The following is a 21,096-nucleotide window of genomic DNA, read 5'->3' on the forward strand; positions in this document are numbered from 1 at the left end:
CATGAATTTTGAATTGGTATTACTGTCTGTAATGTTTGCCAGCCCTGAATTAAAACTCTGGGTTGATAGTCATAAGTGAAACACTTTCTCGTAGCCGTAAGCTTCTTGATAGATCCCCGAAAGGTAGAGAAGCGTAAAATTCCTTTTAACTAAGTTTAGTAAGTAATCAAGCAGACATGATATCACTTGATTTGAAACGAATTCAGTTATAAGTTTCAAAAACTTGAGTTGTTTGCAGATATAGGAACAAAAGACACATTCATTAAATAAAAATAATTGTATAAATTATAACCCCTAAATAAAAGGATATAAACTCCTAAATTTATTTATGGGGATTGTTAATTTTGAACTCGGAGCAAAGCGACGTGACCACAATTCCTGATGCTCTTCAACTCGCTCTTCAATATCAACGAGCCAAACGCTTCACCCAGGCTGAAGAGGTTTATCGTCAAATTATAGACAAAAATCCCAAGCAGTCAGAGGCATTATATGGATTAGGTATGCTGGCACAGCAGCAGGAAAAATATCAAAATGCAGAACAATTTTTTCAAGCAGCTTTGCGATTACAGCCAGAAGCAGCAAAAATATACAACAGCTTGGGGTTTAGTCTGCAACAACAGGGCAAACTAAAAGAAGCGATCGCCTGTTATGAAAAAGCACTCTTCATTCTCCCCGACTCCATAGAAGTGCAAATCAACATCAGTAATACTCTCCATACTCAAGGAAAGCTGTCACCAGAAGAACAAGTCCACTACGCATACTTAAATCACGAGTTTGCTTTAGGTAGACACCAAGCAGGCGATTTCAAGTTTGCAGAGTTATATTATCGCCAAGCTATTGCATTGCAGCCAGATTTGGTAAAATCTCATAATAATTTAGGAGAGGTACTCCAAAAACAAGGGCGATTAAATGATGCTATCAAATCTTGTGAGCAAGCAATCAAAATTAAGCCAGATGATGCCGATACTTATCACAACTTAGGGTATTTTTTCGAGGAACAAGGGAATTTTGAGCAAGCAATAGTAGCTTATGAAAAAGCTTTAAGCATTCAACCTGATTTGGCAGTAACCTATAACAACTTGGGAAATATTCTGAAGGCACAAAATAGAATTGGTGCTGCCATAGAATACTATCAAAAAGCTATTAAACTTCGACCTGATATTGATTACATCTATTGCAACTTAGGAACAGTATTTATACCTGCTAACAAAATAGAAGCAGCAGTCCAGGCATTTGAACAAGCCGTAAAGGTGACGCCAAACTATGATACAGCTAAATTTGGTGCTTGTATCAGCCAACTACCAATTATCTATTCTAGTGTTGATGAAATTGCATTCAGACGAAATCAGTATCAACAGTATTTACAAAATTTAGCTAAAGGTTATGAATTAACTAATCAGGAAGAACGGGCAAAAGCAGCTGATGCAGTGGGAACATTTCAGCCTTTTTATTTGGCATATCAAGGCTTAAATGACCGAGATTTACAGCGAACTTATGGGGAAATGATTTCCCAGATTATGTCGAGTTGCTATCCCCAAGATAGCCAGCCGCTTGTTCTGCCAAATTTAGATCAAAATCAAAAGGTTCGTGTTGGTATTATCTCTGGGTTTTTCTCTAGCCATTCTAATTGGAAAATTCCTATTAAAGGTTGGGTAGAAAATCTAGATCGAAGTGAATTTGAATTATTTGGTTATCACACTGCCGTCAAAAAAGATTCTTCAACAATCAGTGCCAACAAGAGTTTTGATAAATTTGTCCAAGGTGTTCGCTCAGTTGAAGAATGGTGTGAGGTAATAACAAAAGATAAATTACATATCCTGATTTTCCCAGAATTTGGCATGGATTTAATGACAATCAAACTGGGTTGTCTGAGATTAGCACCAATTCAAATGACATCTTGGGGACACCCTGAGACTAGTGGACTGCCGACAATTGACTATTACTTGAGCAGTGACTTAATGGAACCAGAAAATGCTCAAGAACATTATACAGAAAAATTAGTTAGATTACCAAATATATCGATTCATTACATACCTTTAGCAATTAAACCCCAAGAAATTAAGAAACCAGATATAGGTTTAAAAGAGGATGATATTTTCTTCTGGTGTTGTCAGTCCCTGTATAAATATTTACCTAATCATGATGATGTTTTTCCCTCCATTGCTAAAGAGTTAGGGAATTCTAAATTTGTGTTTATTGAAAACCCAACTGAAGAGCTTACAGAAGTATTTCGCCAGCGCTTAAACCATGCTTTTGCAGCATTAGGGTTGGATTATCAAAATCACTGTTTATTTTTGTCTCCCCTGAATGAAAGGAAGTTTGCTGGGACTACAGCCTTAGCAGATGTCTTTTTAGATAGTATTGGTTGGTCTGGATGTAACTCCACGCTTGAATCTATTGCTTATAATATTCCGGTTGTCACTTTACCAGGAGAACTGATGCGATCGCGGCATTCTCTGGCAATTTTGCAGATGATGGGTATAGAAGAGACGATCGCTTCAAATAAATCAGAATACGTCCAAATCGCCATCCGTCTAGGGAAAGATGCTAACTATCGGCAATATATTTCCCAGCAAGTTGCAGAAAATAAATATAAATTATATGGCGATTTAAAGCCAGTTAGAGCGCTGGAAGATTTCATTTTACAGCTGGTTAATAAACCAAGACAATTTAACGCTAAAGATGTTGCTGAACTCTTTCAACTTGCACTTCAAGCTCATCGAGCTAATCATCTAGATGCAGCCGAACAGCTATATCGTCAGGTGATAGAAAAGCAACCAGACTATTCAGAAGCATTATACGGTTTAGGGATGCTGGCACAGCAGAAAGGTGCATTGCAGGAAGCTCACAAACATTTAAGTGCAGCTTCGCAATTTCAGCCTAACTCTGTGAAAATTTGGTTTAGTTTAGGCAATTTGCTTCAAGTCCAAAGACAGCTACCAGAAGCTGAAGCTGCTTACCAAAAAGCTATTGCTTTGCGACCAGATGCAGGGACAATTTACAACAATTTGGGATATACCTTGCAACAACAAGGTAAGTGGGAGGAAGCGATCGCATCCTATCAAAAAGCTCTGGAATTTCAGCCCAACTGCATAGAAGCGAAAATCAATTTAGGGAATGCGCTTTTTGCTCAAGGGAAGCTTTCAACAGAGAAACAAGCCTATTATGCAGAATTGAATTATCAGATGGGTATTGCCCACCAAGAAGCAGGTAATTGGCAAACTGCTGTTGTTTACTATCGAGCTGCGATCGCAATACAGCCTGATTTGATAGAAGCCCATTATAACTTGGGGGTAATACTGCAAGAACAAGGGAACCTAGAAGAAGCGCTCGCTTGCTATCAAAAAGCTTTGGAGTTTAATCCCCAACACCAGGAAGCCAACATGAAATTAGGAGAGATTTACCAAACCCAGCAACAAGAAGTTACACAAGTGAACCCACTAAAATTTTATGGCTAGACGTGTTATTTCATGCGATTGTCAGGAAACAAAAATCTAATTACTATAGCAAAACAGGAGAAATTATGTCATCAACAATTTTTGAGAGAGTTAAAGAGTTCCTGATCAGACTAGTTAAAGACGAAGCTTTTTACACTCAATTGATGAGTGATAAACTTGACGAAGTAATAAAAGTAATTGAAGAAGGTGGCTATAATTTTTCTCAAGAAGAATTTGAAACAGCCTCCATTAAAATATTGGAATTAAAAGAATTAGGTCAGTTTGACGACCTCAGTGAAGAGGAATTAGTAGGAGCCTTTGGCGGGCTTACAAACACAGTCGCTCAACCATTGTATGGTGTTGTAGTCCCACCTCCACCTGTCGACCAAGAATGTGGAAAACCACCAATTAAATGTAAATGGATTCCTAAACCAAATCCAAAGCCATGGCCACTTCCTTGCAAAGCAATAGATCCACCTGTGCAAGCGTTATATGGAGCAGTTGTTAGTTCAACAGAAGTACAATAACCCGATAAAACGATGAAGAAATAGAATGCGTTCGTTTATTTTGAGGGTTGAGATTGAGAGTTAACCTATGACATATCACCGCAAAAGCTATGCAGTTTGGGAAATTACCTTAAAATGCAATCTAGCTTGTAGTCACTGTGGTTCCCGTGCAGGACATGAGCGCGCCAAAGAACTTTCCCCAGAGGAAGCTTTGGATCTCGTCAAGCAGATGGCAGAAGTTGGAATTAAAGAAGTTACTCTCATTGGTGGTGAAGCATTTCTGCGTCCAGACTGGCTGGAAATTGCCAAAGCGATTAACGAGGCGGGAATGTTATGTGGTATGACTACGGGCGGTTATGGCATTTCGTTAGAAACCGCCCAAAAAATGAAGGAAGCAGGAATTCGTACCGTCTCTGTTTCTATTGATGGCTTGGAAGCAACTCATGACCGCCTGCGGGGAAAGAAAGGCTCTTGGAAATATGCATTTAAAACCATGAGTCATCTGCGAGAAGTGGGTATTTCTTTTGGTTGCAACACCCAAATTAACCGCCTGTCAGCGCCAGAGTTTCCGTGCATCTATGAATGCATTCGTGATGCTGGTGCTCGTGCTTGGCAAGTTCAGCTAACTGTACCAATGGGAAATGCAGCCGATAACGCAGATATCCTCCTCCAACCCCATGAACTGTTAGATATCTACCCCATGCTTGCCCGTGTGGCGCGTCGTGCTTACCAAGAAGGCGTGCAACTTCAGGCGGGAAATAACATTGGTTACTACGGCCCTTATGAACGACTGTTGCGGGGACGGGGAAAGGAGCATGACTTCTCATTTTGGCAAGGTTGCGGTGCAGGACTCTCCACTTTGGGAATTGAAGCTGACGGAGCGATTAAAGGTTGTCCCTCACTACCGACTACTGCCTATACAGGTGGTAATATTCGAGAACAAACCTTGCATGATATTATCGAAGGTGCAGAAGAATTACGCTTCAATCTAGGAGCAGGAACACCTGAAGGCACAAAACACCTGTGGGGTTTCTGTAAAACTTGCGAATATGCTGAACTTTGTCGTGGGGGTTGCAGTTGGACTGCCCATGTTTTCTTTAATAAAAGAGGTAATAATCCTTACTGTCATCATCGCGCTCTTGTTCATGCCAAACAAGGAATGAGAGAGCGTGTAGTTCCCAAAGTAAAGGCGCAAGGATTGCCATTTGATAATGGCGAATTTGAGCTAATTGTCGAGTCTACAGATACTTTATTGCCAGCAAACGATCGATTACACTTTACTGCTGACAGTATTCAGTGGTCGGAAAGTTGGCAACAAAAACCCGAATTTTATTACTCTCTTGTCAGATAATAAATCATGGCAGAAAATTCAGAAATTACCACAATTTCAGAGAACAAAACTGACCTTAAGTCATCACCATCTCAAGAATTAGAGAAAATCCCACTACTTCCACGTTCAGCTTGGAATAGTCAATTAAGCTATTTAAAAGTGCTGTTAAAAGCAAAGCAAGCCCTGGATAAAAGCTGACAGGTTTATTAGGGTAGGGATATCGAGAGATTTAGCTCGTAAATTAGGAGAGAATTACTCCCCGAATATTTACGCACAAATTTGTTAACTAACAAAATCAACACAGGTTTTTTATGGCATCAAGAGTAAGTCTAAAACTGACGACCCAAAAGTTACTTTCTTTCAATGGTAGAACTAATCTCAATAATAGACCCGATCCCAAGCCCGATCCTAGTCCTAATTTTGCTACCGCTGAAGGGGATGCTACTTTTTCTAACTATAGTGAAGGTGCTGCAAGCATTCTAACTGCTACCCAGGCAGATACATTAGTTCAAGGTGGCATAACTGCTGCAATTGCTGATGCTCAAGCAAGTTTTGATCCAACTTTTTCATCACTTTTCACTCAGGCTGCTGTCGTTGGATTAAGTGGTCAATTTGAAGGTACTTCCAACAGCGAAGCAAAGGTACTTGCTAGTTTTGCGGTTGCTCGTAAAGAAAGCTTCTCTTTTGATTTTTCAGCAGATTTAAAATTGGCAGCTAAAGAAATTGAAAATCCTGACGTTGAATATAATAAGGGTCAGTCTACAACCACTTTTTTGGTATTAGATACCACAAATCCTAACAAGGCCAGAGTTTTAGATTATTTTGGCATTCAGGGTAAATTAGTCTCCTCAGATCAAATCGGGGATCTAAAATTTGGTCGTAGTCGCAATGTCACAATTGACAGTCGTGATAAAGATTCTGATATTGATGGCGACAATGGTACTGACTTCTTGAATGGTAGTGCTGTTGGGACTTATGAGCGGAATTTTAATCGCGATACCAACCTAACTATAGTTAAAATTAATACTAGTTCTGTGGAATTGGCAGGAGATACTTTAATCGGCAACCTGGGTAAAGATGTTATCTATGGCACGATTCAGAAGGATAATCTGACGGGAACCAACAGGGCGGACAAACTTTATGCCAGCTTGGGAGATGATAAGCTATCTGGAAACAGAGGTAATGATGACCTCGACGCCGGACAAGGTAATGATTTGCTAAATGGTGGCGATGGCAATGATACACTCTATGGCGGTAAAGGCAATGATACTCTGAATGGTGGTAGTGGTAATGATGTCTTAGTTGGTGGCGATGGTAATGACACATTTACTTTCAAACGTACCGATAGCTTGCTTAAAAAAGACTTTGATGTCATTCAAGATTTCCAGGTTGGTGTTGATAAGCTTGTATTAGATGGCTGGGTAAGTCGAGGTAACATCACAGATACCAACGATGGCGCTCTTCTCACCTTAAATTCTTTGTCTCTCGATAATTCTTTGTCTCTCGGTAATTCTTTGTCTCTCGGTAATTCTTTGTCTCTCTTTAATAATCCTCAACAAAGCATACTATTTTCAAACGTCAGTGCCAGTGAGATCAGCTCGGTAATATAATTTGCTTAAGGCTAATTGCTCTCCAGAAAAACTACTCTGATTCTGGATAATTCTCACCTGAAAAAGCAGAGCTATTTCATCCCTTAAAAGACTCTGATTTACAAGCATCTCAGTCAAAACAATCAGGTAAGTAAAAAATCTGATTGGACAATAAAATGTTGATAGCTTTTGTGGGAGAGACTTTGCCAACAGTAACCCCTATGGTGTACGTACCGAAATTTACTTGAGTTGGTAATTTTTAGATTACTGATTTCAGGCTAGTTTTTCGTACATACTGTTGACAAAATATCTCCCTTGTCTAATGAAATAGCCTTGCTTTATTAACAGATAAAAATAGGTAAAATATTATTTATTTTATTGATAGTTATCATCTATTTTCTGAAGCTATACTAGAATCTATAACAATAACAATTTAATATCAAATTAATCAAGTTATGGATACTACAAATATTTCAGAATCGAAAGTTAAATCTCTTATTCAAATTGCAGTGCAGAAGCATCAGTCAGGTCAAAAGAATGATGCTGAATTGCTAGATAAAACAGAAGTAGCTGAAATCCTCGAACTAGCAGTTCAACAGCAACGAGACAATCGTTTAGTGGAAGCGGAACTGCTATATATTCAAGTTCTGGAAAAACAACCTGACAACCCTGAAGCTTTATATGGTTTAGGGATGTTGGCGCAGCAGATGGGGCAATACCAAACTGCTGAACAGTGGCTAAGTGCGGCTTCGCATGTTCAACCAAATTCTGTTAATACTTGGTTCAGTTTAGGTAATTTGCGTTTAGTCCAGGAACAGTTTTCAGAAGCAGAGAAAGCTTATAGGCAAGCTTTAGTTTTGTTACCTAACTCACTGCCAATTTACAACAACTTGGGCTATACTCTGCAACAACAAGGATTATTTGAAGAAGCAATTAACTATTATCAAAAAGCTCTAGAGTTAAAGCCAGACTTTATAGAAGCAGAGACGAATTTGGGCAATGCGCTACACGCTAAAGGTAAGCTCTCCAGCAATCAGAAAATGCACTATGCACAATTAAATAATAAATTGGGTGTTGCCCGGAAAAAAGCTCTTGATTTTAAAAATGCTGTTACTTGTCACAAGCAAGCGATCGCACTACAGCCAGACTTGCAAGAAGCTCATTATAACTTGGGGTTAGCACTGCAAGAACAAGGAGAATTAGAAGAGGCGATCGCATCATATCAAAAACTCTTGGAACTTAATCCCAACTATGGAGAAGTTTACCTCAACTTAGGCAAAATTTACCAACAGCAGAATAATTTAACAGAGGCGATCTCTGCTTATCAACAAGGGTTAAAGCTAATTAATCCACATTATGCCAAAGTATTTGCAGCTACCCAAGAAAACAAAGATGAGATATCAGCAACTCCCCTACTTCTTCAAAAAGAGGTGCAAATAGGTGAGTATTACTTTCCACTAATCCCTTCAGTATCGGAAACGGAAGACAAGCGACCTTTTTGGAGTGTGGTTATTCCTGCATATCAACGTCCTGATTATCTGCTAGAGTCCTTAGTCAGTGTCATAGCTCAATGGTCAGGTATTGAGGAAATGGAAATTCTTGTGATTGATGATGCAAGTACGCCACCTCTGTATCAACTAGTAAATGCGATCGGGCGAGGAATAGTACGCTATTACCGCAATCCGCAAAATCTTAGACAGCAGGGAACTTGGAATGCAGGAGTTAGTAATAGTCGAGGATTGTGGATTCACTTACTTCATGATGATGACTATGTGTTGCCAGGTTTTTATACTCGCCTCAAGCAGAGTCTAGAAGGTTGTCCAGATTCCGTTGGAGCAGCTTTTACAGGTTATGAAAATATCAATGAGACAAGAGAAATTATTTTCCGCCAACAATTGTACGGGCAAAATAGAGGTATAGTTTCAGATTTCTTGCAAGTTATTGGTGTAGCAAACCCATTGAATCCGCCTGCTGTTGTGATTCGTCGAACAACTTATGAACGGCTAGGTGGATATCATACAGAATTAACCTCTACTCTCGACTGGGAACTCTATAAACGTATTACCACCTTCTATGATTGGTGGTACGAGCCAGAAATTTTGGTTCATTATCGTGTACATTCCCAAAGTATGAGAACTGAACTTTCCTTATCTGGAGATCGGATAGCATCCATCCGTCGTTCTATTGAGATTTCTGAGAGCTATCTTCCGGCTGAGTTTTGTGCAGAAATTACGGCAAAATCACGTAGACATTACTTTATTAGTTGTTTAGCAGATATAGAAATTCCTTTAAAAGCTGGTCATATTGCTGGAGCTTTTCGCACAATTCAAGAGGTTCTCAAAATTGATCGCTCTCCTCAAGCATTGGCAAAGTTATTCGCTTGGTTGGAACAAGATAGGGCAGCTCCGTTACGGGATGAGATAGCCTTAAGGTTGACCTCACTACCTTTGAATAATTGTGTAGCAACAACTTGAAGACTGTTCATAACAAAAGAGAATTTATATGGCAATGCTTACTGAAGCCCTCGAACTGGCAAAGCAATATCATCGAGCTAATCACTTAAACGCAGCTGAGCAGGTATACCGTGAAATTTTGGAAAACCAGCCAGACCACCCTGAGGCTTTATACGGATTAGGTTTGCTAGCGCAGCAAAGGGGTCAGAATCAATCTGCTGAGAAGTTGTTTAAGGTAGCTCTTCAAGCCCAACCAGATTTATTCAAGGCTTGGTTCAATTTAGGCAATCTCCATCAAGCTCAAGGACGCTTACCTGAAGCAGTAAATGCTTATCAGCAAGCCTTAGCCATTCTGCCAGACGCAGCTCCTATTTACAATAACCTGGGCTATACCCTCCAACAACAAGGTAAGCTTGACGAGGCGATCGCCTGTTATCAAAAATCCCTGGAGTTGCAGCCCAACTGCACTGAAGCCGATGTGAATTTAGGCAATGTACTATACATCCAAGGGAAACTTTCAACAGAACAACAAGCCCACTATGCAGTATTAAACAATGAGTTGGGCATTGCCCGCAGACAAGCAAATGATTTGACGATTGCTGTTAGTTATTATCGGCAGGCGATCGCTATGCAGCCTGACTTGGTAGATGTGCATTATAACTTAGGAACTGCTCTTCAAGAACAAGGCGAGTTAGACAAGGCAAGTGATTGTTATCAAAAAGTTCTGGAACTCAATTCGAGCTACACAGAATCAATTAATCAACAACTCCTGAAAATGACTCAATCTTACCATCAGCTGCATAGCGAACTAGGAGTCATATCACTCAAGCCAGAAAAAAATAGCCGAGGTAACGTACTTCTCTCATACATTATTAATCCGTTTCTATTAAAGACTGGTCAATCTATCCCCCATAATCACACCGAGTACTGGGAGTCGTTTCAGATCGCTACAACATTTTTAGAGCTTGGCTATTGCGTTGATGTTATTAGCCATAGAAATGTAGGATTTATTCCTCAAAAACACTACTCGTTTTTCATTGATATCCGCTGGAATCTTGCAAGGCTAACACCACTACTTAACGAAGACTGTATAAAAATATTTCATATAAATACTGCTCATATTTTATTCCAGAATGCAGCAGCAGCTAATCGGTTTCTAGCGCTACAACAGCGCAAAGGCATCACCTTGAATCATCAAAAGCACGAAATGTCTAATCTAGGTATTGAAGATGCTGATTGTGCTACTGTTCTCGGCAACGAATTCACCGTCAATACCTATCGATATGCAAATAAACCAATCTATCGCATTCCCATTTCGACACCAGTGGTTTATCCCTGGTCAGAATCGAAAGATTTTGAAGCTTGCCGAAAGCGATTTCTTTGGTTTGGTGGAGCTGGAATGGTGCATAAGGGGCTAGACTTAGTTTTAGATGCTTTTGTAGATATGCCAGAGTACCATCTCACTGTTTGTGGCCCGGTAAAACAAGAGAAGGAGTTCGAGCAGGCTTTTGATCAAGAACTTTATCAAACTCCCAATATTCATACTTATGGTTGGATTGATATTAGCAGTCCAGAGTTTATAAACCTTACAAACACTTGTATTGGGCTAGTTTATCCTTCTTGTTCAGAAGGTGGTGGTGGCAGTGTGATTACTTGTATGCACGCTGGGCTAATTCCAATTGTTAGCTACGAAGCAAGTGTGGATGTGGAGAGCCAGTTCGGTGTGATACTCAAAAATTCTTCCATTGAAGAAATCAAAGATTCAGTACGGAAAATTGCTAACCTTCCTGCTTTACAACTTAAGCAAATGTCCCATAAGGCATGGGAGTTTGCTAGAGCTAATCACACCAGAGAAAAATTTGCAAAGGAATATCGGAAAACGGTTGAAACCCTTATAAACACCCATATTTTATCACCTTCTTAATGCTGCTCTTTTCAAAAACTGATATGAACACCATTTCTTCAAACCTCCAACTTGCTGTGCAGCATCATCGTGCCAATCGTTTAGCCCAGGCTGAACAGAGTTATCGTCAGATACTGGCAGAACAACCAGACCACCCTGAGGCTTTATACGCATTAGGTATGCTGGCGCAGCAAAACGGTCAGTTGGCGGTGGCAGAGCAGTTTTTGAGTGCTGCCGTTCAAGTGCAACCAGATTCTGTTAAAGCTTGGTTTAGTTTAGGTAATTTGTCTTTGGCTCAAGAGCAGTTCTCACAAGGAGCGATCGCTTATCGTCAAGCTTTAGCTCTACGACCGGACTCACTACCAATTTACAACAACTTGGGCTTTGCTCTGCAACAACAAGGACTATTTGATGAAGCAATTAACTACTATCAAAAAGCCTTAGAGTTGAAGCCAGACTTTACAGAAGCCGAGGCAAATTTGGGTAATGCACTCCACGCCCAAGGCCAGCTTTCAAAAGAACAACAAATCTACTATGCTCAATTGAATCACCAGTTGGGTGTTGCCCGGAAACAAGCAGGAGATTTGAAAACTGCTGTGGCTTTCTATCGAGCTGCGATCGCTTTACAGCCTGATTTACTAGATGCTCACTATAACTTGGGAGTTGCGCTTCAAGAACAAGGTGATTTTGAAGAGGCAATAATCTCTTATCAAAAAATATTGGAACTGAATCCTCACAACGGAGAAATTTACTTCAAATTAGGCAAAATTTACCAAGACCAAAACAAATTACCAGAGGCAATCGCTGCCTATCAACAAGGGTTGAAGCTCACCAATCCCCAGTACCTCAAAGCATTTATAGCTGAACCAGGAACCGAAAAAGCTGAGGAAGTACCGATTACACCGGAACTTCCTCAAGGAGAGGTAATTGTGAGAAACTATAAGTTTCCCAAGATTCCAGCAGTTGCAGCTAGTGAAAAGAAGAGGCCATTCTGGAGTGTGGTGATTCTTGCATATCAACGTACTGACTATCTTCTCGAATGTCTAGCTAGTGTTTTAGCACAATGGACTGGCGAAGAGGAGATGGAAATTTTAGTAATGGACAATGCCAGTACGCCGCCACTCTTCGATCTAGTGAATGCTATTGGCAGAGGTATAGTAAGCTACTACCGTAATTCGCAAAATATTGGGTTAGTAGGAAACCATAACACAGGTATTACACTCAGTCGAGGGCAATGGATTCACATACTTCACGATGATGATTATGTTCTCCCTGGTTTTTATTCCCAACTCAAGCAGAGTCTGGAAGATTGTTCGGATTCTGTTGGAGCAGCTTTCACAGGTTTTGATAATATTGACGAAAAAGGGGTGTTTCTTTCCAAAGGGGATATTTTTTACTGGTATGGAGAAGACAGAGGTATTATTCAAGATTGGCTGTCACAGATTGTAGTGACAAATCCGTTGAGACCCTCGGCAATAGTTGTTCGTCGGCAAACCTATGAAAGACTAGGGGGATATTGTTCTGAGTTGAGCGATCTTAACGGGTGGGAACTGTGTAAACGGATTGCTACTTTTTATGATTGTTGGTATGAACCAGAAATTTTGGCTTGTTATCGCGTAGATACGAGTTGGTACACTAACAAAATGTCGAATAAGCTTTTTTTGACAGGAAATCACGCAGTATTTCTTCGCCGTGCCATCGAGATTACAGAGAGTTATCTTCCTACTGATTTTTGTACAGAGATTACAGCAAAAGCCCGTAGCTATAACTTTGAATATATTCTAAAAAGGAGGGTAATCATTCCTCTCAAAGCTGGTAATCTGACTGGTGCTTTGCGTATGCTCCAAGAGGCTCTAAAAATCGATCGGTCTCCTGAAGCGGTAGCAAAGTTATTTGCCTGGTTGACTCAAGATGAAGCCGCTCCCCTCAGAGATGAGATTGCTGCCAAGTTGCTTGCTGTTCCTGGAGAAAATATTCCAGACAATATTCCTACTGAATTAAAATCCCCACAAACTGCGATCGCACCATAGGATATGAAAATACTTGTAACTGGAACTGAAGGTTATATCGGCTCGTTATTAGCTCCCCTCTTAATCCAACAAGGTCATGAAGTTATTGGGTTGGATACTGGCTTTTATAAAGTAGGTTGGCTATATAACGGCACCAAGGTAACTGCCAAAACCCTCAACAAAGACATCCGTCACATTACAACAGAAGACCTGCAAGGCGTAGAAGCAATAGTTCACATGGCAGAACTCTCCAACGACCCTTTAGGTCAGTTAGCCCCTGATATCACCTACGATATCAACCACAAAGGCTCAGTACATTTAGCGAAGCTGGCGAAAGCAGCCCGAATCCAACGCTTTGTCTATACATCATCATGTAGCGTCTATGGTTTTGCCACTGAAGACTACGTTAGCGAAGAGTCTACCATCAATCCCCAAACAGCTTATGCCAAATGCAAAGCACTTGTCGAACAGGATGTGAAACTCCTTGCTGATGATAGCTTCTCTCCCACCTTTCTCCGAAATGCCACAGCCTATGGCGCCTCTGGGAGAATGCGCTTTGATATCGTCTTAAACAATCTAGCAGGTTGGGCATGGACAATTAAAGAAATCAAGATGAACAGCGACGGTACACCTTGGCGTCCCTTAGTGCATCTGTTAGATATCTGCAAAGCAATTATCTGTACCTTAGAAGCTCCGCGTGATGTAATTCACAACCAAATTTTCAATGTCGGTGATACAAATAGCAACTATCAAGTCAAACAAATTGCTCAAATAGTTGCAGAAGTTTTTACAGATTGTAAATTGAGCTTTGGTAAACATGATCCTGACAACCGCAGCTATCGGGTTTTATTTCATAAAATTAACCAAAATTTACCAGGATTCAAATGTGAATGGGATGCCCAGCGCGGTGCCCAACAACTCTATAATGTCTTCCAGCAAATTGATATGGATCGAGAAACATTTGAATTTAGAGGCTTTACTCGTCTGAAACAACTGGAATATCTCATTCGCACTCAGCAAATCAATCGAGATTTATTTTGGCAGACTGTTTAAAATATAAGTTATGAATTTACTAAAATCAACAAATAATCAACCAATAACTGGTAACTGTCTGTTCTGTGGGACAGGCTTACACCATACCTTCGTAGATTTAGGTATGTCTCCTCCCTGCGAAAGTTATCGCAGTCTCAAACAACTCAATGAATTAGAGCCATTTTATCCTCTGCATGTCTATGTTTGTGAGAAGTGTTTTTTAGTTCAACTCCAAGAATACATTAGCCCAGAAAATATTTTTAGTGACTATGCTTATTTTTCTTCATACTCTGATAGCTGGTTACAACACGCTCAAAAATATGTTGATTTGGTAGTAGAACGTTTCCAATTAAACCAGGAAAGTCAAGTAATAGAAATTGCTAGTAATGATGGCTACTTACTGCAATACTTTGTTGCCAAAAGCATCCCAGCGCTGGGAATAGAGCCAGCAGCAAATGTTGCTGAGGTAGCAATTAAAAAAGGTATTCCTACAGTTGTCAAATTTTTTGGTCAGGAGACAGCAAAAGAACAGGTTGCTAAGGGCAAACAGGCAGATTTATTACTCGGAAATAATGTCCTTGCTCACACACCATATCTCAATGATTTTGTCAAAGGAATGAAAATTATTCTCAAACCGCATGGTGTAATTACTATGGAATTTCCACACTTGATGCGGTTAATCGAGGAAAATCAGTTTGATACTATTTACCATGAGCATTTCTCTTATTTTTCCTTTCTGACTGTAGACAAGATTTTTGCTGCTCACGGTTTGACAATTTTTGATGTAGAAGAATTAACTACTCATGGTGGTTCTTTGAGAATTTATGCCCGCCATAATGAAGATTCTTCTAAACCTATTACTGACCAAGTATCAGAACTGAAAAATAGAGAAGAAGCAGCTGGTTTTACGCAATTAGAATACTATTTTTCTTTTGGAGAACAAGTTAAAGAAACGAAACGCAACTTATTAGATTTTTTGATCGAAGTTAAGCGAGAGGGAAAATCGATTGTTGGTTACGGTGCTCCCGGTAAGGGAAATACTCTCTTAAACTATTGCGGTATCCGCACAGATTTTCTTGACTATACAGTAGACCGTAACCCTTATAAACAGGGTCAATTTTTACCAGGAACTCATATTCCGATTTTTCATCCAGATAAAATTGCCGAAACAAAGCCTGACTATATACTAATTTTGCCCTGGAATCTGAAAAATGAAATTATGAAACAAATAGCTTACATTCGGGATTGGGGAGGTCAATTTGTTGTACCAATTCCTGAAGTTAATGTCTACTCTTAAGTATTTAATATTTTTGATCGTCAACAAGGGGTAATTGAGATGAAAGTAGTTTTATTTTGTGGTGGTTTAGGAGCCAGAATGAGAGAATATTCAGAAAGTATTCCTAAGCCAATGGTGAATATTGGTTATAGACCAATATTATGGCATGTCATGAAATACTATGCTCACTATGGACACAAAGATTTTATCTTATGTCTTGGTTACAAGTCTGACCTAATTAAAAGCTATTTTTTGAATTACAATGAATGGCTTTCAAATAACTTTACCCTTTCTAACGGTAGCCAAATTCAGTTGTTTAATCGAGATATTCAAGATTGGAATATTACATTTGTAGATACAGGCTTAACTGCCAACATTGGTCAAAGATTCAAAGCAGTAGAAAAGTATCTAGAAGGAGAAGAAGTATTTTTAGCTAATTATAGTGATGGTTTGACAGACTTACATTTACCAACGTATATTAATAATTTTCATCAGCGTGATAAAATCGGTAGTTTTTTATGTGTCAGACCGAGCCAAACTTTTCACTTAGTTGACATGAAAGAGGATGGGTTGGTAAAAAATATCCAAGATGTAAAACAATGTGATATTTGGATTAATGGAGGATATTTTATCTTTAAAAAAGATATTTTTAACTATATAAATTATGGTGAAGAACTTGTCCTTGAGCCTTTTCAAAGATTGATTGCCAAAGAAGAACTTTTTGCATATAAATACACTGGCTTTTTCGGAGTAATGGATACGTTTAAAGAGAAACAACAGTTGGATGATATGTATGCTCAAGGCAAAAGACCTTGGGAAGTTTGGGGAGATGAACAAGTACAAGTCGACCATGTATGATCCAACTTAGTTTGAATAAGATAGAAGAATCTGAGTACAAAATCCTTTGTCTCGGTTCTCATTGTGATGATATCGAGATTGGTTGTGGAGGCACAATCTTAAAGCTGATAGAGAATTACCAAGATGTTGTTATCTATTGGGTTGTCTTTAGTTCCAATGAGCAAAGAGCAGAGGAAGCAACCACAAGCGCTAGTCTCTTCTTAAAAGAAATCCCAGTCAAGAAAATTATCATTAAAAATTTTCGAGATGGCTTTCTACCTTTTCAAGGGATAGAGGTGAAGGAATGCTTTGAACAGTTGAAGCAAGAATTTTCACCAGATATAATCTTTACTCATCATCGAGACGATCGCCATCAAGATCATCGCTTAATTTCTGACTTTACTTGGAATACCTTTAGAAATCATTTAATTTTGGAATATGAAATACCCAAATATGATGGTGATTTGGGTATTCCTAATTTCTTTGTCCATTTAAATGAAACACTCTGCTGTCGAAAAATTCAATATATTTTGGATGCGTTCCCTACCCAGAATAATAAGCAGTGGTTTACAGAAGAGACTTTTCGTTCAATTCTCAGAATTCGCGGAATTGAATCAAATTCACCGAGTAAATATGCTGAAGCATTTTACTGTCGAAAAATAGTTTTCTGAAAAATTAGAATTTGAATTTTCTCTCAAGTTTACAAATTTATGATATTTACTGAAACTAAAATAAAAGAAGCATTTATTGTTGATTTAGAGTTGCATCAAGATATTCGGGGCTTTTTTGCTCGGAGTTTCTGTACTCAGGAATTTCAAGATCGTGGTTTAAAATCTACTATTGCCCAATGCAATTTATCTTTTAACTATAAAAAAGGAACGTTGCGGGGTATGCATTATCAAATGCCTCCTTCTCAGGAAACAAAATTGGTGCGTTGTATCAGGGGAGCTATTTATGATGTAATTATCGATTTGCGTCCAGAATCTCCTAGCTATTTATCTCATATTGGTATAGAGTTGACTGCTGAAAATCGTCTTGCTCTCTATATCCCAGATAGGTGTGCTCACGGTTTTCAAACTCTGAGCGATGAGACGGAGGTGATGTATCAAATGGGTGATTTATATGCACCAGAATATGCTGGTGGGTATCGCTACGATGACCCAGCTTTTGGTATTGAATGGCCTCTACCTGTGACTGAAATTTCGGAAAAAGATAGGGCTTGGAGTTTATTTGAATCGAAAAAAATTGTAACGCCTGCGGTGACGTAATGCTTTTAAGAACAATTTCTATAGGATTAGTATAACGCAGAGGCACAGAGACACAGAAAATCAGAATTTAAAAAATTGAATTTTGAGTTTTATACTCAACACTGTGTTCAAACTTTGTTACAGCAGATGAGGGGGGGAAGTGAATACAATTTATTTTGATTCGACTTTTAGTGATGAAATCAGACGCAAGCATCTCTACAATGGACAAATATTTGTTTTTTCTCCTTGCGCCAGTGCGATCGCTCTATGTGATTTTGCTCGTGGCATGGTTAAAGAAGCATTTGCCCCTTTAGATCCGAGAGAAGCACAACATAGTTTGCCTGTAGAGAAATACGTTGAGATTTTAGCACAACTCAAGCCAGCTTTTATCCATCATCCTGAATCTAAACAACTCATTCAAAGCATCTTGAAAGAGAGTGGATGTGACTTGAACAAAACCTATTTCGATGTACCTCGCCTGAGAACAGCAACTAGCGATCGCTATCTGACTGCTGGTATTGCTTACGCTTTCCATCCTCATCGTGACACCTGGTATTCTGCTCCTCAGTGCCAGATCAACTGGTGGCTTCCTGTCTACGATATTACCTCAGAGAATACGATGGCATTCCATCCCCGCTACTGGAGTCAACCAGTTAAGAATAGCTCAAGAGATTATAACTACGCTCAGTGGACTAAAGAAAGTCGCAAAAATGCGGCACAGCACATTAAAACAGATACGCGCAAGCAACCCCATGCGGAAGAAACTTTAGAAATGGAGCCGCAATTGCGGTTAATTACACAAGTCGGTGGCATGATTCTCTTTTCAGGAGCGCAGATGCACTCAACTATTCCCAACACATCAGGCTATACCCGTTTCAGTATTGACTTTAGAACTGTACATTTTGATGATGTCATAGCTCAACAGGGTGCGCCAAATATTGATTCAGCTTGTACAGGAACTTCTTTAGGCGACTTCTTACGAAGCAGAGATTTCTACTCTATTCCAGAATCTTTAGTGGCTTTGTATGACACTCCAGCACCAACACTACTCCAAAACTGAATTGCAACAATAGTACTCTCATCATGGTAACTTTAATAGGTCAGGTTGCAGTTGTCACAGGAGCTAGTAGCGGTATCGGTAGAGCGATCGCCTTGGGTTTAGCGGCACAAGGTGTACAACTTTGTTTGTTAGGACGCAACCTTGAAACCCTACAAATAGTTGCTGCTATCGCTAAGGAAACTTCCCCTAAAGTTGTTTGTTATGCAATCGATTTGATGGTTGATGAAGATATCAGCAAACTACAAACAAGTCTTGAGCGAGATTTTGAACAGGTCGACCAGCTCATTCTAAGTGCAGGTATGTTCTCAATGGGGACATTTCAAAAGAGTTCTGTTCAAGACTTTGACTTGCTTTATCGGGCCAATGTTCGTGCGCCCTATATCTTGACACAAACTTTACTCCCCATGCTTTTATCCAGTCAGGGACAAATTTTGTTTATCAACTCCAGTGTAATTATGAGTCCCAGAGCAAATGTAGGACTATTTGCTGCTACTCAACACGCCCTCAAGGCGATCGCTGACACTCTCCGTATAGAAGTTAATGCCGACCAAGTGCGGGTCATGAGCGTGTTTCCTGGACGTACTGCTACTCCTCGACAAGCAATAATTCACGAGATGGAGGGTAAACCCTATTACCCTGAACGTCTTATGCAACCAGAGGACGTGGCCGCTGTAGTCATTAACGCCCTGAGTTTACCTCGAACTGCTGAAGTTACTGATATTAGCCTCAGACCATTCGTGAAACCCTGATTTGCTCAAAGTTCAAAATAGCTGAAACTGACAAAGACATGAGCCTTAACCCGATCACAACACTTTCAGATCACATTGCTCAGGAAATTTATCAACTCATCTTCCAGCTATATCCCATTTGCCGTAGTATTACAGGTAATGGTTTTAGAGAAACTTTAAAAATTCTCCAGCAGTATATTCCTTTATCAGTTCATGAAGTGCCAACAGGAACTGAGGTATTTGATTGGACAGTTCCTAATGAGTGGAATATTAAAGATGCCTATATTAAAAACTCTCAAGGTGAAAAGATTGTAGATTTTACTAATTCAAATTTGCACGTTGTTAACTATAGTATTCCCATACATCAAAAATTATCTTTTCAAGAACTGAAATCACATCTATTTACACTTGCCGATTATCCTAATTGGATTCCTTACCGAACTTCATATTACAAAGAAAGTTGGGGTTTTTGCCTCACTCACAATCAATATTTGCAACTAGAAGATGAAGAATATGAAGTATGTATTGATTCTTCTCTAAAACCAGGTTATTTGACTTATGGGGAGTATTATATTCCAGGAGACAGTACCGATGAAGTCTTGATTTCTTGCCATGCCTGTCATCCTTCACTGTGTAATGATAATCTTTCGGGAATTGCGATCGCTACTTTTATCGCTAAATATTTAAGTCAAACTACACCAAAATATTCCTATAGATTTCTTTGGATTCCTGGAACCATTGGCTCAATTACATGGTTGGCTCTCAATGAAGCTAAAGTCAATAACATTAAACATGGCTTAGTATTAACTTGTTTAGGAGATTCAGGCAACTTTACCTACAAAAAAAGCCGTAGAGGTGACACTGAAATCGATAAAGTTGCTGCTTATGTACTCAAAAACTCAAAACAAGATCACAAAATTATAGATTTCTTCCCCTATGGCTATGATGAGCGACAATATTGCTCACCTGGATTTAATTTAGCTGTAGGTTGCTTCATGCGATCGCCTCATGGTAGTTTTCCTGAATACCATACTTCAGCTGATGATTTAAATTTCGTTCAACCCCAATATCTTGCCGAGTCATTCTTTCAATGTCATTCGATGTTGTATATCCTCAACAATAACGAAATCTACTACAACAAAAATCCTAAATGTGAGCCCCAGTTAGGTAAAAGAGGAATATATCGGACACTTGGTGGTAACAAAGATAGTGGACTAAATGAAATGGCAATCCTGTGGGTTTTAAATTTATCTGACGGTCAGCATACTCTATTAGATATTTCAGAAAGGTCTGGAATGTCATTTGATGTGATTAAATCTGCTGCCGATACATTATCAACACATGACTTATTAACAATTAAAACCAACTAAGTACAGCTAACCCTGAAGTTCGTAGCGAATGGACTCAAACAAACTTTGCGCTCCTTTGCGCTATACTCTGTGTCCCTCTGCGTTTAAACTCAAACCCTCAATTAGGCAAGTCCTGCTCACCAGCTAGTCTAAAAGAAAATCCAGGCTTGAAAACCCCTGGAGGTGGGTTTGATGTGTGTAGCCGCGAATTCTATTTGCTAGGGCAGCCAACTTTTTCTATATTATTATCCCCAATTGTTCTGTGAGAATACTTATTGTGTATTGATATACTTAATGTTATTTTTACATTTTATTTAGAATTACTGCCCGGAAAATAGCT

Annotated in this window: 16 protein-coding genes; all 16 read left to right on the plus strand. The window is 39.3% G+C overall.

Annotated features, from left to right (window positions below; all coding sequences use genetic code 11):
* The first annotated feature begins 365 nt into the window (after nt 1-365).
* The 16 genes from HWQ58_RS01240 (at nt 366) to HWQ58_RS01315 (ending at nt 20,777) form a co-directional block, all read left to right on the plus strand.
* Nucleotides 366-3,458, plus strand: coding sequence for a tetratricopeptide repeat protein (locus HWQ58_RS01240; protein ID WP_292856786.1), 3,093 nt, complete (start codon nt 366-368; stop codon nt 3,456-3,458).
* Nucleotides 3,459-3,523: 65 nt separating this feature from the next.
* Nucleotides 3,524-3,964: a Nif11-like leader peptide family RiPP precursor gene (locus HWQ58_RS01245; protein WP_292856788.1), complete on the plus strand. Its 441-nt coding sequence runs from the start codon at nt 3,524-3,526 to the stop codon at nt 3,962-3,964.
* A gap of 67 nt (nt 3,965-4,031) precedes the next feature.
* Nucleotides 4,032-5,294 (plus strand): nif11-class peptide radical SAM maturase 3, encoded by a 1,263-nt coding sequence (locus HWQ58_RS01250; protein ID WP_292856790.1) that lies wholly within the window; start codon nt 4,032-4,034, stop codon nt 5,292-5,294.
* A gap of 6 nt (nt 5,295-5,300) precedes the next feature.
* Complete coding sequence (locus HWQ58_RS01255) at nt 5,301-5,471, plus strand: hypothetical protein (protein WP_292856792.1); 171 nt, start codon at nt 5,301-5,303, stop codon at nt 5,469-5,471.
* Nucleotides 5,472-5,584: 113 nt separating this feature from the next.
* A complete protein-coding gene (locus tag HWQ58_RS01260) occupies nt 5,585-6,883 on the plus strand; it encodes a calcium-binding protein (protein ID WP_292856794.1) in 1,299 nt (432 codons plus the stop codon).
* Between the two features lie 434 nt (nt 6,884-7,317).
* The gene (locus HWQ58_RS01265) at nt 7,318-9,336 is read left to right on the plus strand and encodes a tetratricopeptide repeat protein (RefSeq protein ID WP_292856796.1); all 2,019 of its coding nucleotides are present in this window, start codon (nt 7,318-7,320) and stop codon (nt 9,334-9,336) included.
* Nucleotides 9,337-9,364: 28 nt separating this feature from the next.
* On the plus strand, nt 9,365-11,239 hold the full coding sequence (locus HWQ58_RS01270; protein ID WP_292856798.1) for a tetratricopeptide repeat protein: 1,875 nt from the start codon (nt 9,365-9,367) through the stop codon (nt 11,237-11,239).
* Nucleotides 11,240-11,262: 23 nt separating this feature from the next.
* Nucleotides 11,263-13,248, plus strand: a complete 1,986-nt coding sequence (locus HWQ58_RS01275) for a tetratricopeptide repeat protein (protein WP_292856800.1) — start codon at nt 11,263-11,265, stop codon at nt 13,246-13,248.
* Nucleotides 13,249-13,251: 3 nt separating this feature from the next.
* Entirely contained in the window at nt 13,252-14,280 is a 1,029-nt protein-coding gene (locus HWQ58_RS01280; RefSeq protein WP_292856801.1) for an NAD(P)-dependent oxidoreductase, read from the plus strand.
* A gap of 10 nt (nt 14,281-14,290) precedes the next feature.
* Nucleotides 14,291-15,556 (plus strand): class I SAM-dependent methyltransferase, encoded by a 1,266-nt coding sequence (locus tag HWQ58_RS01285; RefSeq protein ID WP_292856802.1) that lies wholly within the window; start codon nt 14,291-14,293, stop codon nt 15,554-15,556.
* Between the two features lie 39 nt (nt 15,557-15,595).
* Nucleotides 15,596-16,393 (plus strand): sugar phosphate nucleotidyltransferase, encoded by a 798-nt coding sequence (locus tag HWQ58_RS01290; RefSeq protein ID WP_292856804.1) that lies wholly within the window; start codon nt 15,596-15,598, stop codon nt 16,391-16,393.
* Nucleotides 16,390-17,043, plus strand: coding sequence for a PIG-L deacetylase family protein (locus tag HWQ58_RS01295; protein ID WP_292856806.1), 654 nt, complete (start codon nt 16,390-16,392; stop codon nt 17,041-17,043). The genes HWQ58_RS01290 and HWQ58_RS01295 overlap by 4 nt, the downstream gene beginning before the upstream one ends.
* A gap of 39 nt (nt 17,044-17,082) precedes the next feature.
* On the plus strand, nt 17,083-17,640 hold the full coding sequence (gene rfbC, locus HWQ58_RS01300; protein ID WP_292856808.1) for a dTDP-4-dehydrorhamnose 3,5-epimerase: 558 nt from the start codon (nt 17,083-17,085) through the stop codon (nt 17,638-17,640).
* A 139-nt stretch (nt 17,641-17,779) separates the two neighbouring features.
* A complete protein-coding gene (locus tag HWQ58_RS01305; protein ID WP_292856810.1) occupies nt 17,780-18,679 on the plus strand; it encodes a hypothetical protein in 900 nt (299 codons plus the stop codon).
* 23 nt (nt 18,680-18,702) lie between these two features.
* The gene (locus HWQ58_RS01310) at nt 18,703-19,428 is read left to right on the plus strand and encodes an SDR family NAD(P)-dependent oxidoreductase (protein WP_292856812.1); all 726 of its coding nucleotides are present in this window, start codon (nt 18,703-18,705) and stop codon (nt 19,426-19,428) included.
* A gap of 38 nt (nt 19,429-19,466) precedes the next feature.
* Complete coding sequence (locus HWQ58_RS01315; protein WP_292856814.1) at nt 19,467-20,777, plus strand: DUF4910 domain-containing protein; 1,311 nt, start codon at nt 19,467-19,469, stop codon at nt 20,775-20,777.
* Nucleotides 20,778-21,096 lie beyond the last annotated feature (319 nt).

The organism is Nostoc sp. LPT (assembly GCF_017115165.1).
Classification (GTDB): domain Bacteria; phylum Cyanobacteriota; class Cyanobacteriia; order Cyanobacteriales; family Nostocaceae; genus Nostoc.

Excerpts from the sequence above, each read along its gene's own strand:
- HWQ58_RS01250 (WP_292856790.1), top strand. The coding sequence starts at position 4,032 with ATGACATATCACCGCAAAAGCTATGCAGTTTGGGAAATTACCTTAAAA.
- HWQ58_RS01275 (WP_292856800.1), top strand. The coding sequence starts at position 11,263 with ATGAACACCATTTCTTCAAACCTCCAACTTGCTGTGCAGCATCATCGT.
- HWQ58_RS01290 (WP_292856804.1), top strand. The coding sequence starts at position 15,596 with ATGAAAGTAGTTTTATTTTGTGGTGGTTTAGGAGCCAGAATGAGAGAA.
- HWQ58_RS01260 (WP_292856794.1), top strand. The coding sequence starts at position 5,585 with ATGGCATCAAGAGTAAGTCTAAAACTGACGACCCAAAAGTTACTTTCT.
- HWQ58_RS01315 (WP_292856814.1), top strand. The coding sequence starts at position 19,467 with ATGAGCCTTAACCCGATCACAACACTTTCAGATCACATTGCTCAGGAA.
- HWQ58_RS01280 (WP_292856801.1), top strand. The coding sequence starts at position 13,252 with ATGAAAATACTTGTAACTGGAACTGAAGGTTATATCGGCTCGTTATTA.
- HWQ58_RS01255 (WP_292856792.1), top strand. The coding sequence starts at position 5,301 with ATGGCAGAAAATTCAGAAATTACCACAATTTCAGAGAACAAAACTGAC.
- rfbC (WP_292856808.1), top strand. The coding sequence starts at position 17,083 with ATGATATTTACTGAAACTAAAATAAAAGAAGCATTTATTGTTGATTTA.
- HWQ58_RS01310 (WP_292856812.1), top strand. The coding sequence starts at position 18,703 with ATGGTAACTTTAATAGGTCAGGTTGCAGTTGTCACAGGAGCTAGTAGC.
- HWQ58_RS01270 (WP_292856798.1), top strand. The coding sequence starts at position 9,365 with ATGGCAATGCTTACTGAAGCCCTCGAACTGGCAAAGCAATATCATCGA.
- HWQ58_RS01245 (WP_292856788.1), top strand. The coding sequence starts at position 3,524 with ATGTCATCAACAATTTTTGAGAGAGTTAAAGAGTTCCTGATCAGACTA.
- HWQ58_RS01265 (WP_292856796.1), top strand. The coding sequence starts at position 7,318 with ATGGATACTACAAATATTTCAGAATCGAAAGTTAAATCTCTTATTCAA.
- HWQ58_RS01295 (WP_292856806.1), top strand. The coding sequence starts at position 16,390 with ATGATCCAACTTAGTTTGAATAAGATAGAAGAATCTGAGTACAAAATC.
- HWQ58_RS01285 (WP_292856802.1), top strand. The coding sequence starts at position 14,291 with ATGAATTTACTAAAATCAACAAATAATCAACCAATAACTGGTAACTGT.